Here is an 18,301-nt window from a genome sequence, read left to right as displayed (position 1 = left end):
TGTTCTAGTTTCGCGGCAGGCTACTTGGTCTCGATGTCGGAGACCAGCCACCCGTGGTCGGTGCGGACCACGGTCACGAGCGCGCGGTACTGAGCGAACGCCGTCTGCGGCTTGCCGCCCTCGACCTTCTCGACGTACTGGTTGAGGAAGAGCAGTGCCTGCACCTGGTCGGGCGAGGCCTGGGCGACGCCCTGGGCGACCGCCTTGACCTGGAGCTTGCTGCGCTTCTCGATGAACTCGTCGCGGATGCCCTCGGCGGTCTCGCGGTACTCCTTCGCGAACGCGTCGGTCATCTTCGAGCTCGCCTGGTCGACCTGCTTGTCGTAGTCGGTGTACGTCGTGGAGAGGATCTCCTCGGTCGCCCGGGCGGCCGCCTCCACCGCCGCGCGGTGGCTGAGCTCGCCGGTCACCACCGGTCGCTCCGCGGAGACCGCCGGCTGGGGGTCTCGGGCGAGGTAGACGACCTCGGCGATCCCGACCAGCGCCAGGACGATGACCGCCGCGACCAGGATCCAGGTCAGTCGACGGCCCGGCCGCTCCTCGGGTGGTGTCGAGACGGGCCCTGGCGCGCGCTCCTCGACCACCGGGTCGACCTCGTCGGTGGTCGAGGAAGGACGAGGTCCTGTCTCCGGACCGACGACGCTCCGCTCGGGCTCCTCCACCGCCGGGTCGATCGGCCGCTGGCCGGCGATCTTGCGCGGGCGGCCGCCGGCCGGTCGCGAGCTGGGCTTGCGTGGGCGGCTCATCCGACGAACTCCACGTTGCTGGTCTTCCACTCGTCGTCCTCACGCACCAGGTCGACCTTGATCCGGAACTGCCGGGCGACCGGCTTGTTGCCGGTCTGCGTGTTGGACACGGTGCCGGTCGTCGCGACGATCACCGTGGCGCTGTCGTTGTCGGCGTCGACGACACCGGCCCAGAGGACCTCGCCGTCCATCACCGACTTCGCCCGGGTGAGGATCTCGACGACGTCCTTGGTGCTGGAGTCGTACTGCTTGGCGAAGTCGCCGGTCGCGCCGGCGGCCACCGCGTCGATGCTCTTCTGGGCGTCGCGGTAGTCGATGTTGACGAAGGCCTCGATCTCCTCGCGCGCGGCGGCGAGCACGTCGCCGTAGCGGTCCTGGTCGGCGGCGGCCTGCTCGCGGTCCTGGTGCTCCCGGGCGACGTAGACCCCGCCGACGACGACGCCCGCGGCCAGGAGCAGCACCAGCACGCCGAGGGCGATGTGCAGCCCCCGGCGGCCCTTCGGGCCGCTCACCGGCTGGTCACCGGTCCCACCAGCAGCCACTTCCACGCGTCCCCTCCCAGGATCGACAGGTTGCCCGGATCGACGAATCGCACGGGCTTGCCGCGGCGGTCCACCGCTCCGCCGACGACGCCGGTGCTCGGGTCGTACGCCGAACGGTAGACCCGGCCGGGTGACGGGCTGCCCGACGCGCCGGGAACGTGGTCGGAGCCACGCATCGCGAACGGCGCGCCGGCTGCGCACCTCGCCGGGTAGATCGGGGCGTCGCTGAGGTCGTCGGGCCGGCGCCACTCGCCGCGCGGCTTGTAGCCCTGGGTGCACGGGGGCTGCCGGTAGTCAAGCTGCAGGTTGACGTGTCCGTAGCCGTCGCCGGGCGTGCCGGTGAAGCCGGTCGCGATCGTGGTCGGGTAGGTGACCAGGAGCTGCTCGACACCGTCGAGGTGGGAGACCACCACCTGGTTGACGCTCACGGCGCTGCCCAGCAGCACCGGCAGGGTCGGCGCCAGGTCCTTCAGCAGCCGGTCCAGCTCGCGGGCGGTGCCCGGCGTGCCGTCGAGCACCTGCTCGAGGTCGCCGTCGCTCTCGGCCAGTGCGCCGGTGAGCGTGTGCAGGTCCTCGGCGAGCGCGCGGATGTTGTCGCCCTCGGCCTGCTGGGTGGCGAGCACCTGCTGGCCCTGGTCGAGCAGCTGGATGGTCTCCTCGGTGTGCGCGGACGCCTCCCGGACGAACCTGCTGCCCTCGTCGAGCAGCCGCTGCAGCGGCACGCCGGTGTCGTCGAACATCGTGCCCAGCTCGCGCACGACGGTCTGCAGGCTCTCCTTGTCGACGGACCGAACGAACTGGTCCAGCTCGACCAGCAGGTCGGCCTCGTCGACCGGGAGGGACTTCATCGAGCCGTGCAGCACGTCGCCCGACTCGGCGTACGGCCCGGCGTCGTCGTCGGGCTCGAAGTCGAGGTACTGCTCGCCGACGGCCGAGAGGTTGTGGACGTACATCGGAGCGTCCACGGGCAGCTGCGTGCCGTCCTGCAGCGCGAGGTCGAGCGTCACGCCCTCCTGGGTGGCCTGCATCCTGCTGACCCGGCCGACCTTGACCCCGCGGTAGGTGACCTCGCTGCCCTCGAACAGGCCGCCGGAGCTCGGCAGCGTCGCGTGCACGGTGAGTCCGCGACCGAGCACGCGGTCGACGAGGCCGAGGTAGGACCCGGCGATGTAGACGATGCCCACGGCGCTGAGCACGAGGAAGGCGCCGATGCGGATGCGGATGCCGGAGCTCATGCGCCACCTCCGTAGAGCGCCGCCGCGCTGGGCGCGGCCCCCTGGGGGGCGGAGCCGCCGATCAGGCCGCCGATCAGGCCGCCGAGGCCGCCGTCGAGGGGAAGTCCGGGGATCGGTGGGAGCGAGGGCAGGCTCGGCGGTGGGGTGCCACCGCCTCCTCCTCCACCGGGGAGACCGAGGAGCCCCTGGAGGTAGTCGAGGGCGCCCTGCAGGTCCACGCCGTCGCCCTCGCCGGGCAGGGCGTTGACGATCGCGCAGACGGGGTTGTCCCGGTACGCCGGCTTGCGGCACTCCTGCTCGAGGTTGCGGAAGAGACGCAGGCTGTCGAGCACCGCCAGGCACGCGGCGCTGCGCAGGTCGCCGCTCTCGAGGCACTGCTGCACCTGCGGCAGCAGGGTGGAGGGGTCCGGCAGGATCGGCGGGAGGCCGCCGCCGTCCCGGCCGTTGGGGAGGATGTTCTCGAGGTTGATGTCGGCCCGGATCGAGGTGTTGGCGTAGTCGCCCTTGACGATCTCGCCGGCCTCCTTGGGGAAGGGGAAGCTCACCAGCAGGTTGAGGCCGGGAGCGAGCGAGTCGCCGGCCTCGTTCAGCCGGGACAGGATCGGCTGGAGGTGGTCGAGCGACTGCAGGATGTCGTCCTTGCTGGCCCCGATGACGCGGGTGCCGACCCGGCCCAGCTTGTCGAGGGAGCCGAGCATCGCGATCAGCTCGTCGTGCTGCGCGGCGAGCACCTCGATCGCGGGGCCGGTGACGTCGAGCGCGTCGGTGATGGTCTTCTTCTCCTGGTTGAGCGTCGCGGTCAGGTGCGCGATCGACTGCATCGCCCGGATGATGTCGGCCTTCTGGTCGTCGATCGTGCCCACGACGTCCTCGAGGGAGCCGAGCAGGTGGCGCAGCCGGTCGGTGCGACCGTCCATCACCGCGTTGAGCTCGTGGGTGATCGTGCCCAGCTGGGCGACGCCTCCCCCGCTCAGCAGGTAGGACAGCGCGCCGAGCACCTCCTCGACCTCCGGGTTGCGGCCGGTGTCGGACAGGTCGATCCGGTCGCCGTCGGACAGCCGCCCGGTGGGCTCGACGCCGCTGGGCGCCTCGAGCGCGACGTACTTCTCCCCCAGCAGGCTCGCCTGACGGATGTCCGCGACCGCGTTGTCCGGCAGCACCACCTCGTCCTTGATCCGCAGGGTGAGCCGCGCGTGCCAGCCGACCCGCGTCACGTCGGTCACCTCGCCGACCGTGACGTCGTCGACCATCACCGGCGACTTCGGGACGACGTTGAGGATGTCCGCGAAGTCGGCCGTCACGTCGTAGGAGCTGCCCGCGTCGACGGGTGAACCCGGGAGCGGCAGGTCGTAGGCCCCGTCGAACTGGCAGCCGCTCGCGCCGACGCTCAGCGCGGTCAGCACGGATGCCCAGGTCAGCAGGCGCTTCACGACGCGCCTCCCATCAGCGTCTGCAGCGAGTCGCCCGTCGCCGGACGGTTGGCTCCCGGCAAGGAGGGACCCTTCGGGGTCGCCGGCGGGACGGTCGGCAGCTGTCCCTCGACCGGCTCGAGCAGCTGCTTGAAGAGCCGGCAGGCGAGGTCGGCGCTGCCGGCAGGCAGCCGGGCCTGCTGCACGATCGAGCACAGGAAGCCGTCGGCGTCCCACACGTTGCCGCTGATGCCGATGCGCGACCCGATGGTCCCGGTCTGGGTGTTGTAGGCCAGCCCGAGGTTGCCGATCGCCGTCGGCGCCACCCGGAGCGCGGTGTCGATGCTCGACTTCTCCGAGTTGATCGTCTGCATCACGCGCGTGAGCTTCTCGACGTCGGTGACCAGAGCCTTGCGGTTGTCCTTGACGAAGCCGCGCACCGTGCCGACCGCGGCTGCGACCGCCGCGAGCGCCTCCTGGATCTCCGTGCGCTCGCCGGCGAGCTGGTCGGAGACGCCGGCGAGGTCCCGGACGAACGCGCGGACGTAGCGGTCGTTCTGCGCGAGGGTCGTCGTCAGCTCGGCGAGCTGGGTCACGGTGTCGAACAGCGGCCCGCTGCCCTCGCCGAAGGTCTGGGCGGCGGCCGCGAGCTCGGTGAGCATGTCGTTGCCGAGCTGGCCCTTGCCGTCCAGCGCGCGCGCTCCGGCCTCGAGCACGTGGTCGAGCGTGCCGTCCTTGTTGACGCCGTTGGGCCCGAGCGCGACCGAGAGGTCGCGGAGGCTGGCGTAGATGCGGTCCAGCTCGACCGGGACGCCGGTGTCCGGCAGCGGGATGTCCGCGCCGTCGGCCATCACCCGGTCCCCCTTGTCGTAGGCCGGGGTGAGCTGGACGAACCGGTCCGCGACCAGCGTGGGGGTGACGATGACGGCCTTGGCGTCGGCCGGCACGTCGTAGGCCGCGTCGTAGGTCATCTCGACCCGGACGGAGTTGCCCTCGGGCACGACGGCGGTGACCCGGCCGACGTTGACGCCCAGGATCCGGACGTCGGAGCCCTCGTAGATGCTGACCGCTCGCGGGAAGTGCGCGGTCACCCTCTTGGTCTGGGTGTCGTCGCGGACCGCGAAGACGTAGACCGCGGTGCCGAGCAGCAGCGCGAGCACGACGCCCAGGATGCGGCCGACGGTGGTGTCCAGGCGGGCAGGGAGGGCCACGTCAGTCCTCCAGCTTCGTGGGCAGGAACTCGCCGGTCGGGATCGCGAGCAGGTTGACGGCGTAGGCGTCGAACCACGGCCCGGTGCCGATGATGTTGCTGAGGATGTCGACGTAGGGACCGAGCGCGCTGAGCGTCGCCTTGAGCTCCTTCTCCTTGCTGTTGAGCAGCGTCAGGAGCTCGTCGACCTCGGCGAGTGCCGGGCGGATCTGCGCCTTGTTGTCGGCGGCCACGCCGCGGAGCTGCTCGGCGAGGTCGCGGGCGTTGACCAGCAGCAGGTGCACGGCCTCCTTGCGCTGCTGGACCTCCTGGAAGACCAGGTCGCTGTTCTTCATCAGGTCGACGAGGTCGTCGCCGCGCTCGGCGAGCACCTTGCTCACGCTCTGCGCGCTCTTCAGCAGCGCCTGCACCTGCTCGTCGCGGGAGGCGACGGCGCGCGAGAGGCGGGCGATGCCGCGGAAGCTCTGCTCGATCTCGGGGGCCGCCTGGTTGGTGGTGTCGGCGACGACGTCGAGGGCCTGGGAGAGCTGGTCGGTGTCGATGCGCTCGGTCGTCGTCGTCAGGTCGCTGAACACGCCGACGATGTCGTACGCCGACTCGGTGCGCTCGGTCGGGATGACGTCGTCGGCCGAGAGCTCGCCCGAGCCGGCGGGCTCGATCTCGAGGTACTTCTCGCCGAGCAGGCTGAGCACCTCGACGGAGGCCCGGCTCTCGTCGCCGAGCTCGACCCCGTTGTCGACGTCGAAGGTGACGAGGACGGTGCTGCTGTCGACCAGCGCGATGTCCTGCACGCGGCCGACCCGGATGCCGCCGACCTGGACCATGTTGCCGACCCGGAGCCCGCTGGCATCGGTGAACTCCGCGCGGTAGGTGCTGCCCCGGAGGCCGGGGAGCTTGCCGAGGTTGAAGGCCGCGACCAGGACCAGCGCCATCACCACGAGCGTGATCGCGCCGAGCCGCATGACCCGGGCGTCGCTGTACGCGCGCGAGCTGCTCACTCCGTCGCCTCCGCACCGTTGCAGCGCGGCGCGCTGGAGTGGAAGTCGAGGTGGTTGAGCTCGTCCATCAACAGCTTGACGCCGGGGAGCTGGCCGAGGCTGAGCGGCAGCGTGATCCGGCCGCTGAAGCCGCACACGTAGTAGCTGTACCAGCTGCCGTAGGTGCCGGTCCGGGTCTGGTCGGTCATCGACTCGGGCAGCCGGTCGAGCATCTCGATGACCTGCGCCTTGGACTCCTTCGTGGTGAGCAGCGCGGCCAGCTCCTTCAGCTTCGCGATGTCGGACTTGAGCAGCGGACGCCCCTGGCGGACCAGGTCGGCGACGACGACCGTCAGGTCGGAGATGTGCTCGAGCGAGGCGCCGATGGTGCTGCGGTCGCGGGCGAGGTCGGTCATCCAGTCCTTGAGCCCGACGACGAGGTCGCTGAGCTCCTGGTGCCGGCTGTCGACGGTGGCCAGCGTCGTCGACAGGTTGTCGACGACCTCGCCGATCAGCTCGTCGCGGTCGGCGAGCGTATTGGTGAGCGACGCCGTCTTCTGCAGCAGGCCCTGGACGGTGCCGCCCTCGCCCTGGAGCACCTGGACGAGGTTGAGACTCAGGTCGTTGATCTGCTTGGGGTTCAGCGCCTGGAAGAGCGGCTGGAAGCCGTTGAAGAGCGTCGTCAGGTCCAGCGCCGGCCGGGTCTGCTCGATCGGGATCGTGTCGCCCGACCTCAGGGGCGCCGCGTCCTTGTCGCTGCCCTGCTCGAGGGCGAGGTAGCGGTCGCCGACCAGGTTGAGGAAGCGGATCTCGGCCGTCGACGCGGTGGTCAGCGGCAGGTCGGCCTGCACCCGGAACGTCACCAGCGCCTGGGTGCGGTCGTGGTGCTCGACGTCCTTGACCTCACCGACGCTCACGCCGGCGACCCGCACGTCGTCGCCCTTCTGCAGCATGGACGCGGTCGAGAAGACCGCCCGGTAGGTCGTGCCCGCGCCGAAGCCGACGTTGCCCATGATGGCCGCGAGCAGACCGGTGACCAGCAGCGAGACGACCGTGAAGATCGCGAGCTTGATGCCGGCCGCGATCGTGGTGGAGTTGCGGCTCATCGCGCACCCCCGCGCACCAGCGGGCCGTACATGAGCGATCCGAACGCGCCGTACCGGTCGGCCTGCCCGCCGGTGCGCTCCGCGAGGAGCGCGTTGACGATCTGCTGCTCGGCGGGGCTGCCGGAGTAGTCGGCGCCCACCCGGCTGAGCCCGAGGTAGTCGGGGACCACCGCGGTCGGCGGGTGCTCGTCGATGTCGCTGCCCTGGTCGAGCGGGTGCGGCGGGGCCGGCACCTCCGGGTTGGGCAGGCCGAGGCACCACGGGCCGTGGCCGACCTCGCCGTACGTCGGCCGGTCGCGCTCGTCGTACGCGCGGTACTGCGGGGTGCCGAACTCGAGGTACTGCTTGACCTGGTTGCCCTCGAACGTGCGCGCCAGGCGGGGTGCGTACGTGGCGGCGCCCTGCAGCAGGCACGGGAACTCGGGCGAGTAGACCGCGAGCAGCCGCAGCATCGGCTCGGTCACCTGGCCGACCTTGATCAGGTGGGTCTCGTTGTCGGAGAGCACCTCGGTCGACGTGTCGGCGAGCCCACCGAGGTCGGCGAAGAACGTGCCGAGCTGCTTCTTGTTGTCGACCACCGTCTGGGCGGTCGTCGTGACGTTCTTCAGCGCCGCCAGCAGGTCGGGCGCGGCGAGGTCGTAGGTGTGGGCGACGTCGGCGAGCTTGACGAGGTCCTCGCGCAGCGTGGGGAGGTGGCCGCTGATCTCGCCCAGGTAGGCGTCGAGCTCGTCCATCGTCTCGCCGAGCTGCTCCCCGCGGCCGCCGAGCGCGCGGGCGAGCGCGTTGAGCGTCGCGTTGAGGTCGGCCGGCCGGACCGCCCGGAGCAGCGGGAAGAGCTCGGCGAGGATCCGGCTCAGCTCGACGTTGGTGTCCACGCGGCTCGCGGGGATCACGGCGCCGTCGGCGATCGGGGTCGGCGACGGGTCGTCGGGGGTCACGAGCGAGATGAACTTCTGGCCGAAGAGCGTGGTGGGCAGGATCTCGACCGAGACGTTCTCCGGGATCTGCTCGGCCTCGGCGGGGTCGAGCGCGACCGTGATGACCGCCTGCTTGCCGTCCTGGTCGATGCCGCGCACCTGGCCGACGAGCGCGCCGTGGATCCGCACGTCGCCGAACTTCGCGAGCTGGAGTCCGGCCCGGTCGGCCTTGATCGTGACCGTGGTGCTGTCCTGGAACGTCTTGTTGTAGATGGCGATCGACAGCCAGAGCAGCAGCGCGATCACCGTGAGGAACGCGACACCGGCGACCAGCAGCCGGCGGTGCTCCCGCGGGCTGTCGTGGTAGACGTTGACCAGCATCGGCATGCCTACCCGGTGATCCGCACGGTCGTGGTGGAGCCCCAGATCGCGAAGCTGAGGAAGAAGTCCGCGACCACGATCGTCACGATGCTCGTGCGGATCGCGCGGCCCACCGCCATGCCGACGCCGGCCGGCCCGCCGGACGCGGTGTAGCCGTAGTAGCAGTGGATGAGGATCACCGCGGTCGCCAGGAACAGCAGCTTGAAGAACGACCAGAGCATGTCGACCGGCGGCAGGAACTGCAGGAAGTAGTGGTCGTAGGTGCCCGGCGACTGACCGTAGATGAGCGTGGTGATCAGCCGCGGCGAGAGGTACGACGCGCTCAGGGCCACGATGTAGAGCGGGATCACCGCGACGAACGCCGCGATCATCCGCGTCGTGACGAGGAACGGCAGCGACGGGATGCCCATGACCTCGAGGGCGTCGATCTCCTCCGAGATCCGCATCGCCCCGAGCCGGGCGGTGTAGCCGCAGCCGACGGTGGCGGCCAGCGCGATGGCGGAGACCAGCGGCGCCACCTCGCGGGTGTTGAAGTACGCCGAGATGAACGCGCTGAACTTGGCGACGCCGATCTGGCTCAGCGAGGCGTAGCCCTGGATGCCGACCTCGGTCCCGGCGAAGAACGCGAGGAACGCGATCACGCCGACCGTGCCCGCGATGACCGTCAGGCCACCGGCGCCGAACGTGACCTCGGCGAGCGTGTTGACGATCTCGCGGGGGTACCGCTTGATCGCGCGGGGGGTCCAGGCCAGGGCCTTGGCGTAGAACAGCAGCTGGTCGCCGTACGCCTCGAGCGAGTCCCGGCGGCCCTTGGCGAAGGAGCCGCCCATCGCGGTGATGGAAGCCATGCGATCAGAGCCCCGGGGGTGGGACGACCTGGAAGTAGATTGCGGTGATCACGGCGTTGAGGAAGAACAGCAGCATGAACGCGACGATCACCGACTCGTTGACCGCCCGGCCGACGCCGCTGGGGCCGCCCCCGGCGTTGAGGCCCTTGTAGGCGCCCACGATCGCGGCGAGCCAGCCGAAGACGAACGCCTTGACCATCGAGATGTAGAGGTCGTTGATGCTGGCCAGCGCCGTGAACGACGAGAGGAAGGCGCCCGCCGAGCCGCCCTGGACGATCACGGTGAAGAAGTAGCCGCCGCCGATGCCGGCGCCGATCACGATGCCGTTGATCATCACGGCGACGAACATCGTCGCGACCACGCGGGGGGCGATCAGCCGCGCGAGCGGGTCGACGCCGAGCACCTCCATGGCGTCGATCTCCTCGCGGATCTTGCGGGCGCCCATGTCGGAGCAGATCGCGGAGCCGGCCGCGCCGGCGATGATCAGCGCGGCCGCGATCGGGGCCGCCTCGCGCACCACCGCGAGCACCGCGGTGGCGCCGGCGAACGACTGCGCGCCGAGCTGGCCCGTGAGGTTGCCGACCTGGAGCGAGATCACCGCGCCGAACGGGATCGACACCAGGATCGTCGGCATCAGCGTGACGCTGGTGATGAACCAGGCCTGCTCGATGAACTCGCGGAACTGGAACGGCGTGGTGAAGATCCGCTTGGTCACCTCGACGACCATGACGGCGAGCTCGCCGGGACCACGGATGACGGACGCAGCCGTGAACGCCATCGACACCTCCCCGGGCTGGTCTAGACCGCACGCAGACTAGAACGTGTTCTCGTTTTCCACAACCGGTCTACCGCTCCCAGGTAGAACCTGTTCTCTGCGACAACGACGGTCTTCCCCTGAGGTGACGGTCACAAAACGTGGCCCAGACCGGACCTGGGTCTCTCCTCCTACGATGGGCGGGTGGAGATGGAGGTGTGGTCGTCGTTCACGCGCGACCCGCGGGACCGGCAGCACCAGGCGCTGCGCGCCTCGGACCAGGACCGACTGCTGGTGCAGCAGGTGCTGGCCGATGCGTACGCCGACGGGCGGCTGGACCGCGAGGAGTTCGACGAGCGCAACGAGGCCGCCCGCTCGGTGCGCACCCTCGGGGACATCGACCCGCTGCTCAAGGACCTGGTCGCACCGCGGCCGTCGACGACCGGCAGCCTCGTGCACGCCTCCCGCGCCGACCTCGAGCGGCTCGCCCACCGGCACTGGCAGGCCAAGCGCCGGGAGGCGGTCTTCTCGTTCCTCGGGGCGAGCACCGTGACCACCGCGATCTGGTTCCTCACCTCGTGGGGCAAGGGCGGCTTCGACCCGTACTTCTTCTGGCCGGCGTTCGTGATCGTCTTCAGCCTGCTGCACCTGATCCGCACGGCCGCATCCCGGCAGGACATCGTCGACGACGAGGTCAAGCGGCTCGAGAAGCGGCAGGCCAAGGAGCGTGGCCGGCCCGGGCGCGGGCCGGGCTGGGGCCCCCTGGACTGGAAGTGGTGACCCTCGGGCACCGGCTCCATGCCGCTCGGTCCCACCCCTCCGCCGTCCTGCTCGCCGCCCAGCTCGCGGTGGTGCTGCTCTACCCGTTCGTCGACGACGCGGCGTGGGGACGGGCGATGATCGGGGTCTTCCAGCTGCTGGTGGTGGCCGCCGCGCTGATGGCGGTCCGGCGCACGTCCGCGCTCACCCGGGTCGCCGTCTTCTTCGGCGTGCCCGCGGTGCTGCTGACCTTCGCCGAGGCGGCGCAGCCGGACTCCGACACGATCGTGCTGCTCTCGTCCCTCTTCCACGCGCCGTTCTACTTCTACGTCTCCTACGCGATGATCCGCTACGTCTTCCACGACGACCGCGTCACCCGCGACGAGCTCTATGCGACCGGCGCGGCGTTCACCGTCGTGGCCTGGGGCTTCGCCTACGTGTACGCCGCGTGCCAGGCGCTCTGGCCGGGCTCGTTCATCGGGGCGACCTCCGAGGCGAGCCGCAGCTGGTTCGAGCTCCTCTACCTGTCCTTCAGCACGATGACGAGCGTCGGGCTGTCCGACGTGGTGCCCGTGGCCGGGCACGCCCGCTCCTTCGTCATGGTCGAGATGGTCGCCGGCGTGTTCTACGTCGCGCTCGTCGTCGCCCGACTGGTCAGCCTCGCGGTCGTCCGCACCAAGAACTGACGCTCTCCGGGAGCATCGGATCCCCCGACGCGGGGCACCGTGCGCCCATGGGGAGCGTCGGATCGCCCTCGATCACCCGTCCGGACCACTGGTGGTACCGCGCTCGGGCCGAACTGCTCGCCGCTGCGGTGGGAGCCCACGTCGGGACGCCGGCAACGGTGCTCGACGTGGGCAGCGCCGACGGGCCCAGCGTCGGATGGCTCGCCGCCGCGGCCGCGCACCGGGTCGCCCTCGACATCGACCCCCGCGTGCTCGCGCCGGGCGACGTCCGCGCCAGCGCGATGCAGCTGCCGTTCGCCGACGCCACGTTCGACGTGGTCGCAGCGTTCGACGTCGTCGAGCACTGCGAGCCCGAGGCGGCCGTGTTCGCCGAGCTCGCTCGGGTGCTGGCCCCGGGCGGCAGGCTCCTGGTGAGCGTGCCGGCGTACCAGTGGGCCTGGTCGGACTTCGACGTGCAGAACGGCCACCACCGCCGCTACACCAGGCGCCGGCTCGTCGCCGCGGTCGAGCGCCAGGACCTGGAGGTGGTGCGGGCGACGTACATCTTCGCGGGCACCCTCCCGTTCTTCACCGCAGACCGCCTTCGCTCTCGGATGCGGAGCGACCCACCCCCAGCGGAGGACGGCGTGCCGCGGCTGCCGGACATCGGACCCGGCGCCGAACGGCTGCTGATGGCCGCGACCGGGTTGGACCGGCGGCTGCTCCCCCGTTGCAACCTGCCCTTCGGCTCCTCGGTCGTCGTGGTCGCCCGGAAGGCACAGGTCGCGTGATGGGCCGCGAGCACACGGTGTCGGTGGTGGTGCCGGTCTACCGCGGGGCAGACACCCTCGAAGCCCTCGTCAACGAGCTGGCCTCGCTCACGAACCCGTTCCGCACGCCGGCGGGGCGGACGGCCCGGGTCGACGAGGTCATCCTCGTCCACGACTGCGGGCCGGACGACTCCGACGAGGTGATCCGACGGCTCGCGGCAGACAACGCGTGGGCGCGCCCGGTCTGGCTGAGCCGGAACTTCGGCCAGCACGCGGCGACCCTCGCCGGCATGGCGTCCTCGGGCGGTGACTGGGTCGTGACGATGGACGAGGACGGTCAGCACGACCCGGCGTTCATCGGTCCGATGCTCGACCGGGCGATGACCGAGCAGGCCGACGTGGTCTATGCGGCTCCGACCAACCGGGCTCCGCACGGGGTCCTGCGCAACCAGTCGTCCCGGTGGGCGAAGCGGTCGCTGCGCTGGCTGACCGGCAACCGCGACGCCGCGAGCTTCCACAGCTTCCGGCTTGTGCTCGGCGAGGTCGCCCGCAGCGTGGCGGCGTACGCCGGGCCGGGGGCGTACCTCGACGTGGCCCTGGGCTGGGTCGCCCGCCGGATCACCACCTGCCCTGTCCTCCTCCGGGCGGAGGGCCGGCAGGGCTCCGGCTACCGCCCCCGCACCCTGCTCTCCCACTACTGGCACTCCGTGCTCACGGGCGGGACGCGGCTGCTCCGGGCGGTGAGCCTGCTCGGCGCGGTGCTGGCGGTGCTGGGGTTCGTGCTCGCGCTGGTCCTGGTGTGGATGCGCCTCGAGGACTCCATCGACATCGCCGGCTGGACCTCGCTGGCCGTCGTGGCCCTGATCAGCTCCGGCGCGATCCTGCTGGCGCTCGGCGTGATCGCGGAGTACCTCGGCGTCGCGGTGCACATGGCCATGGGCCGGCCGCTCTACCTGATCGTCGGCGACCCGCACGACGGGGCGCTGGGCGCGGACGACGACCTCGTGGAGCACCGGGAGCCGTCGTGACGACGCTGGTGGTGGGTCTCGGGCTCCTCGGCGGGCACCTCGAGGAGCGCCTGCTCGCGTCTGGTGACGCCGTGCGCACCGTCGCGGTGCCGTGGGGCGACCACGACGGAGCGCTGCGCGCCCTGCTCGCGGCCGCCGACGGGGCCGCCGCGGCGAGCCCCGACTGGCGGCTGGCGTGGTGCGCGGGCGCCGGCGTGGTGGCGACGCCCGCCGCCGACCTGGACGCCGAGGTACAGCTCTTCCAGGACTTCGTCGACGCTGTCGCGCATCCTCCGGCCAGCATGTTCCTGGCCTCGTCGGCCGGCGGCCTGTATGCCGGGTCGCCCGGCCCGCCCCCCTTCGACGAGCGGTCCGAGGTGGTCGCGCTCGCGCCGTACGGCGAGGCGAAGAGCGCGATGGAGGCGATCGCCCAAGGGTTGGCGCGCGATGGCACCCGCCTGCTCGTCGGCCGGATCGCCAACCTCTACGGACCCGGTCAGGACCTCACCAAGCCGCAAGGGCTGATCTCCCAGCTCTGCCTGGCCCACGAGACGCGGGGCACGCTCAACCTGCATGTCTCCCTCGACACCCTGCGCGACTACCTCTACGTCGACGACGCAGCGGCGATGGTCACGGCCGCGCTGGACCTGGTCGGCGCCGAGCCGCCCGGATCTGCGGTGACCAAGGTCTTCGCGTCCGGCCGCGCGGTGTCCGTCGGGACGGTGGTGGGCGAGGCGACCCGCGTGCTGCGCCGCCATCCGCGGGTGTCGACCCGCCAGGCGCCCGGTCGGCAGGTCCGCGACCTGCGGCTGCGGTCGACGGTGTGGCCGCACCTGGACGTGCTCGCGCGGACGCCCCTGGCCGTCGGGCTCCGGGCCACCGCCGCCGACGTGGCCGCGCGCTCTCACCGAGCGGTCTCGCCACGGGGCCGTGCCTGATGGTCCGCCGGCACCGCGCGGACCTCGCCTGGCTCGCAACCGCGCTGGGGTGCGCCTGGCTCGTCTGGCTCTACCCGCTGCTGCTCGATCGCCGCCACTACTTCCAAGGTGACACCCAGAACGCCTACTACGGCTGGCTGCACCATCTCGGCGACGCCCTGCTGCACGGTCACTGGCCGATGCTCGACGTGCAGACCGCGAGCGCGGGCAACCCGCTCGCCGAGGGACAGGAGGGTCTCTACAGCCCGCTGGCCTGGTCGATCGGGGTCGGCGCCGCTGTCGCGCCGCAGCTGGTCGTCTATGCGACCCTGGTCAAGCTCCTGATCGTCGGCATCGCGGTCACCGGCTGCTACCTGCTCGCCCGCGAGTACGGCGTCCGCCCCGGCCTGGCCGCGGTCGCCGCCACCGCCGTCCAGCTCGGCGGATTCACCCTGTCGGCGGACGGCCCGCGCTGGATCCCGGGCCAGATCGTCGCGGCGCTGCTGCCGTGGGCGTGGTGGGGCGCCCGCCGGACGATCTCGGGCGCCCACCCGTGGCCGATGCTGCTGTCGACCTTCCTGCTCGTCACCACCGGCTACGTCTTCGGCACCATGTACCTGGGACTCGTGCTCGTCGGCCTGCTGCTGGAGGCCCTGCTGGTCCGTGACTGGCCAGGCGTGCGCAGGCTGCTGCTCCTCGGGGTCTACGTCGCGCTGCTCTGCGTCGTGGTCTACCTGCCCGGCATCCTGACCGGGCCGGTCACCTGGCGCGACGAGTGGGACGTCGACGGCCCCGGCTACCTGGAGATGGAGCCGTGGACGGCGCTGCTCGCCGGGCACCCGACGACGATCTCCCCGACCGTGAGCGAGCTCGACGAACCCGCGCTGGGCATCGACCAGGTGACGTTCACCTACGTCGCGTGGTTCCTGCCCCTCGCCTGCTGGGTGGTCTACGCGCGGCTCCGGCACGAATGGCGGGGCCTGGTGTCGCTGGTCGTGCCGTTCGCACTCACGCTCACCTGGACGCTGCTGCCCTACCGGATGGGCCCGATCCGGATGCCGGGCCGGGTGATGGCGGCGGTGACCCTGACGGCGGTGCTGCTCGTGGTCGTGCTGCTCGAACGCGCCCTCGACAGTCGCGCCGACGGACGGCCCGGTCGCGCTCGGCTCGCGCTCAGCCTGAGCTGGGTCGCTGCCGGCGCCGCCGGCGCGACGTTGCTCCGGCCGAGCAGCGCCGCGCTCCAGGTGGCGGCCGCCCTGGCTGTCACCGCCGGTGTGGTGGCGGCGTTCGTGGCCGCGCCCCGGCGCCGGGCGCTGCCCCTCGTGCTGCTGGCGACCTCGGTCGGGATCGCGGTGCTGCAGCTGACGACGCAGCAGTCGGGCGTGGGCGGCGAGCGCGGCTCGCCCGGCGAGCTCGCGGCGTACGACCGCCTGCTGCCGGGCTCCCGAGGAGACGTGCTCGTGATCGGTCTGAGCCCGGAGGTGCTGGCGGCCCATCCCGACCTCGGGCGGGAGATCCTGCCCGGGAGCCTCTGGGACCTGACCGGGAAGCCGGTGCACAACGGCTACACCCCGCTGGGCTTCCGCGCCTACAACGGCCCCTTCTGCATCCGGTTCAACGGCGACGTGTGCCCACAGGCCCTGCAGCGGTTGCTGGCTACCGAGCCGACGACAGGCCTGCCGTGGGTCGACCTGCACTCGATCAGCACCCTGGTGCTGGTCGACCTCCCGGTGTCCCAGGCCCACGACCCTCCCCGCGGGTGGCACGTGGCGCGCGACGAGCCGCCGGTCGTCACGTGGGTGCGCGACACGCCGCTGCCCACGGCCGGCGGCGTCACCTGGGCCTCGCCGGGCACGCGAGTCGACGTGGTGTCGCAGAGCGAGACCATCACGACGTTCCGCGTCGAGGAGGTCGGCCCCGACCCGTCCGTCGTGCTCAGCCGGATCGCCTGGCCCGGCTACGAAGTCGAGGGCGCCGCGGTGATGGATCCACTGGGCGGCCACCTGCTCCGGCTGCGGCTGCCGTCCGACGCCGCGGGCTCCACCGTCACCGTCCGGTTCCGGCCGCCCGGTTGGCGCTGGGAGGTCACCGCCCTGCTCGCCGCGATCGCGCTCGCCGTCGCCTGGTCCGCCCTGACGTGGCGCCGTCGGCGTGCCGCGTCCGGACCTCAGCCGTCCCAGCCGGCGGGCCGCGACTTCTTGGGCAGCTTGGAGACGACGAGACGGTAGGACTCGTCGACCGCCTCGAGCAGCTCCTCGTCCGGGATCGCGCCGCCGAAGGTCAGGTCGTTCCAGCCGGACCGGCCGATGTAGCGCATCACGGAGGCGTCCTCCGGGAAGCGGTCGATCCACTCGTCGGCGACCTCGCGCGTCGGCCCGCCCTTGACGCCGACGCCGGCAGCGCCGAGGAAGGCGAAGATCTTGCCCTGCTCCCCCGGCCCCACCTTGACGACCGGGTGCTCGTGGCCCCACGGGTTGTCCGGCCACGCGCCCGGCTTGCCCAGGCAGTGCGCCAGCATCGTCTCGACGTCCACGGACGTCAGTCTTCGCCGTCCTCCTCGTCGTCGTCCAGCAGGCCCTCGCGGCGGGCCTCGGCGACGATCCGCCGGACGTTCTCGATCCGGCCGCAGTCGGCGTCGATCTGGGCGTTGCGCTCCTCGACGAACAGCGCGCCGAGGTCGGCCCGCACCTGGGGCCCGACCTCCTCGCGAGCGGGGTTGAGGATCGTCAGCTCTTCCTCGGTGAGGTGGTGGTTGACCAGCTCGGCGAGCTTCTCCACCGCGTCCTCGAACGCCTGGGTGTCGGTGCCCTTGAGCTCGAGCACCTTGAGCAGCGCCTCGTTGCCCTCGGCGTGCTCCTCGACCCCGTGGTCGGCCTCCTCGTCGTCGACGGCGTTCCTGCGCTTCAGCTTCGGGTAGACGTGCTTCTCCTCGGCCTCGGCGTGAGCGACGTGCAGGGCGGCGAACGCCTGACGGACGGCGTCGCGGTCCTGGCTGCTGTCGCGCAGGTCACGGAGCAGCGCCTCGAAGCGGCGGTGGTCGTCGAGAATCAGGTCGACCACGTCCCCCTGGAGGGGGCGGCCCAGATCGATGTTCGTCATGGCCGCACAGTTGCCCGCCCGGTGTGCCGGCCAAACCCGACCGGCCCCACCGGACCCGGGCCGTCAGAACGCGCAGAGGACCTCGGGCTCGGCGAGCATCGCCTGGGCCCCGCCCGGGGCCGTGGGACCACCGGCCGGGTTGGACGCGGTCCAGCTGAAGGTCAGCCGGAACACGTCGGTGAGGTCGAAGGTCCGCGCCTCGGACTCGGTGAGCCCGAACGACCTCGTGTAGAGGTTCGTCGCGTCGCCCGAGAGCGTGATGGTGGCGACGGCGTTCGTCTCGCTGGCGTCGCCGTTGCCGACCGTCGCGCGGAGGGACAGGCACTGCCGGTTCAGGTTCCAGTCGCTGAAGCCCTCGGTCACGGTGGGATTCGTCGGGTTCCCCTGGATCACGGGCTCGTACGGCACCCCGTTGATGCTGCCCCCGGACTCCGACCAGGTGTTGAGGTTCTTGCGCGGTTGTACCTTCGTCAGGCTCTGCCACTTGTAGACGGTGATCGTGACCGGGACGCTCGTCCCGCGGCTGACCCCACCGGCCGCCGGCACGACCACCCGGTAGGTGCGCACTCCCGCCACGTGCGGCCGGTCCCGGTAGCGGAAGGTGCCCTTGCTCGTGGTCCGCAGGCGGGCCTCGTCGACCCACTTCTTGTTGCGGACCCGCTTCTGGAGGACCACGGTCGTACCCTTCGTGGCCGGCGCCACGGTGCCCCTCAGCACGAGCCACCGCCCGGCCACCGCCTGCTCCGAGGAGGCCGCGAGCGTGGCCGCGAACGGGGCACGACGATCCGCGGTCCGCGGCTCGGCCGTCGCCGTGGGCGCGGCGAGCCCCGCTGCCAGCACGGCGACGAGGCCGACGGCGGCGATCCTGGCGTGGAGCATCATGGCTGGGCCTTCCTGAGACGTCCGGCGCCTCGGGGGTCGGCGCCTCTCACACAGAGAACGTCCGCGCGGCCACCCCG

At 71.6% G+C, this 18,301-nt stretch carries 19 protein-coding genes; 6 read left to right on the top strand and 13 right to left on the bottom strand.

All coding sequences use genetic code 11. The features are described 5' to 3' along the window. Positions 1-20 precede the first annotated feature (20 nt). Genes HZF07_RS02350 through HZF07_RS02305 form a run of 10 tightly spaced genes read right to left on the bottom strand, consistent with a single transcriptional unit; the run spans position 21 to position 10,149 of the window. Positions 21-746, bottom strand: coding sequence for a hypothetical protein (locus tag HZF07_RS02350; protein WP_157346688.1), 726 nt, complete (start codon positions 744-746; stop codon positions 21-23). After that, on the bottom strand, positions 743-1,258 hold the full coding sequence (locus HZF07_RS02345; protein ID WP_157346686.1) for a nuclear transport factor 2 family protein: 516 nt from the start codon (positions 1,256-1,258) through the stop codon (positions 743-745). The genes HZF07_RS02350 and HZF07_RS02345 overlap by 4 nt, the downstream gene beginning before the upstream one ends. After that, positions 1,255-2,523 (bottom strand): MlaD family protein, encoded by a 1,269-nt coding sequence (locus HZF07_RS02340; RefSeq protein ID WP_157346684.1) that lies wholly within the window; start codon positions 2,521-2,523, stop codon positions 1,255-1,257. The genes HZF07_RS02345 and HZF07_RS02340 overlap by 4 nt, the downstream gene beginning before the upstream one ends. Continuing rightward, positions 2,520-3,953: an MCE family protein gene (locus HZF07_RS02335; protein WP_181644671.1), complete on the bottom strand. Its 1,434-nt coding sequence runs from the start codon at positions 3,951-3,953 to the stop codon at positions 2,520-2,522. The genes HZF07_RS02340 and HZF07_RS02335 overlap by 4 nt, the downstream gene beginning before the upstream one ends. After that, a complete protein-coding gene (locus HZF07_RS02330; RefSeq protein ID WP_157346682.1) occupies positions 3,950-5,143 on the bottom strand; it encodes an MCE family protein in 1,194 nt (397 codons plus the stop codon). The genes HZF07_RS02335 and HZF07_RS02330 overlap by 4 nt, the downstream gene beginning before the upstream one ends. A 1-nt stretch (position 5,144) precedes the next feature. After that, a complete protein-coding gene (locus HZF07_RS02325) occupies positions 5,145-6,140 on the bottom strand; it encodes an MlaD family protein (RefSeq protein WP_309504284.1) in 996 nt (331 codons plus the stop codon). After that, the gene (locus HZF07_RS02320; protein WP_157346680.1) at positions 6,137-7,225 is read right to left on the bottom strand and encodes an MCE family protein; all 1,089 of its coding nucleotides are present in this window, start codon (positions 7,223-7,225) and stop codon (positions 6,137-6,139) included. Before HZF07_RS02320 ends, HZF07_RS02325 begins: the two co-directional genes overlap by 4 nt. Continuing rightward, the gene (locus HZF07_RS02315) at positions 7,222-8,529 is read right to left on the bottom strand and encodes an MCE family protein (protein ID WP_232523712.1); all 1,308 of its coding nucleotides are present in this window, start codon (positions 8,527-8,529) and stop codon (positions 7,222-7,224) included. Before HZF07_RS02315 ends, HZF07_RS02320 begins: the two co-directional genes overlap by 4 nt. A 2-nt stretch (positions 8,530-8,531) precedes the next feature. Beyond that, positions 8,532-9,371: an MlaE family ABC transporter permease gene (locus HZF07_RS02310; protein WP_181644670.1), complete on the bottom strand. Its 840-nt coding sequence runs from the start codon at positions 9,369-9,371 to the stop codon at positions 8,532-8,534. A gap of 4 nt (positions 9,372-9,375) precedes the next feature. After that, entirely contained in the window at positions 9,376-10,149 is a 774-nt protein-coding gene (locus tag HZF07_RS02305) for an MlaE family ABC transporter permease (protein WP_157346678.1), read from the bottom strand. Positions 10,150-10,335: 186 nt separating this feature from the next. Between HZF07_RS02305 and HZF07_RS02300 the strand changes: the two genes are divergently transcribed. Genes HZF07_RS02300 through HZF07_RS02275 form a run of 6 tightly spaced genes read left to right on the top strand, consistent with a single transcriptional unit; the run spans position 10,336 to position 16,471 of the window. Further along, entirely contained in the window at positions 10,336-10,905 is a 570-nt protein-coding gene (locus HZF07_RS02300; protein WP_232523774.1) for a DUF1707 SHOCT-like domain-containing protein, read from the top strand. Then, positions 10,902-11,570, top strand: coding sequence for a potassium channel family protein (locus tag HZF07_RS02295; protein WP_309504282.1), 669 nt, complete (start codon positions 10,902-10,904; stop codon positions 11,568-11,570). Before HZF07_RS02300 ends, HZF07_RS02295 begins: the two co-directional genes overlap by 4 nt. Before the next feature lie 47 nt (positions 11,571-11,617). Then, positions 11,618-12,340, top strand: coding sequence for a class I SAM-dependent methyltransferase (locus HZF07_RS02290; RefSeq protein ID WP_157346674.1), 723 nt, complete (start codon positions 11,618-11,620; stop codon positions 12,338-12,340). Further along, the gene (locus tag HZF07_RS02285) at positions 12,340-13,347 is read left to right on the top strand and encodes a glycosyltransferase (RefSeq protein WP_157346672.1); all 1,008 of its coding nucleotides are present in this window, start codon (positions 12,340-12,342) and stop codon (positions 13,345-13,347) included. The genes HZF07_RS02290 and HZF07_RS02285 overlap by 1 nt, the downstream gene beginning before the upstream one ends. Beyond that, positions 13,344-14,264 (top strand): NAD-dependent epimerase/dehydratase family protein, encoded by a 921-nt coding sequence (locus tag HZF07_RS02280; RefSeq protein ID WP_157346670.1) that lies wholly within the window; start codon positions 13,344-13,346, stop codon positions 14,262-14,264. The genes HZF07_RS02285 and HZF07_RS02280 overlap by 4 nt, the downstream gene beginning before the upstream one ends. Further along, complete coding sequence (locus HZF07_RS02275) at positions 14,264-16,471, top strand: hypothetical protein (protein WP_157346668.1); 2,208 nt, start codon at positions 14,264-14,266, stop codon at positions 16,469-16,471. Before HZF07_RS02280 ends, HZF07_RS02275 begins: the two co-directional genes overlap by 1 nt. On the opposite strand, the gene HZF07_RS02270 is transcribed toward HZF07_RS02275, so the two are convergent. The 3 genes from HZF07_RS02270 to HZF07_RS02260 form a co-directional block, all read right to left on the bottom strand. Then, positions 16,411-16,776: an MmcQ/YjbR family DNA-binding protein gene (locus tag HZF07_RS02270; RefSeq protein ID WP_181644669.1), complete on the bottom strand. Its 366-nt coding sequence runs from the start codon at positions 16,774-16,776 to the stop codon at positions 16,411-16,413. The genes HZF07_RS02275 and HZF07_RS02270 overlap by 61 nt on opposite strands. Before the next feature lie 5 nt (positions 16,777-16,781). After that, the gene (locus HZF07_RS02265; RefSeq protein WP_157346666.1) at positions 16,782-17,342 is read right to left on the bottom strand and encodes a hemerythrin domain-containing protein; all 561 of its coding nucleotides are present in this window, start codon (positions 17,340-17,342) and stop codon (positions 16,782-16,784) included. 63 nt (positions 17,343-17,405) lie between these two features. Further along, positions 17,406-18,224, bottom strand: a complete 819-nt coding sequence (locus HZF07_RS02260; protein ID WP_157346664.1) for a hypothetical protein — start codon at positions 18,222-18,224, stop codon at positions 17,406-17,408. Positions 18,225-18,301 lie beyond the last annotated feature (77 nt).

The sequence above is a fragment of the Nocardioides agri genome (assembly GCF_013778305.1).
Classification (GTDB): Bacteria; Actinomycetota; Actinomycetes; order Propionibacteriales; family Nocardioidaceae; genus Nocardioides; species Nocardioides agri.
Note: the sequence above shows the minus strand (reverse complement) of the source record. Positions and strands in the feature narration are given on the sequence as shown.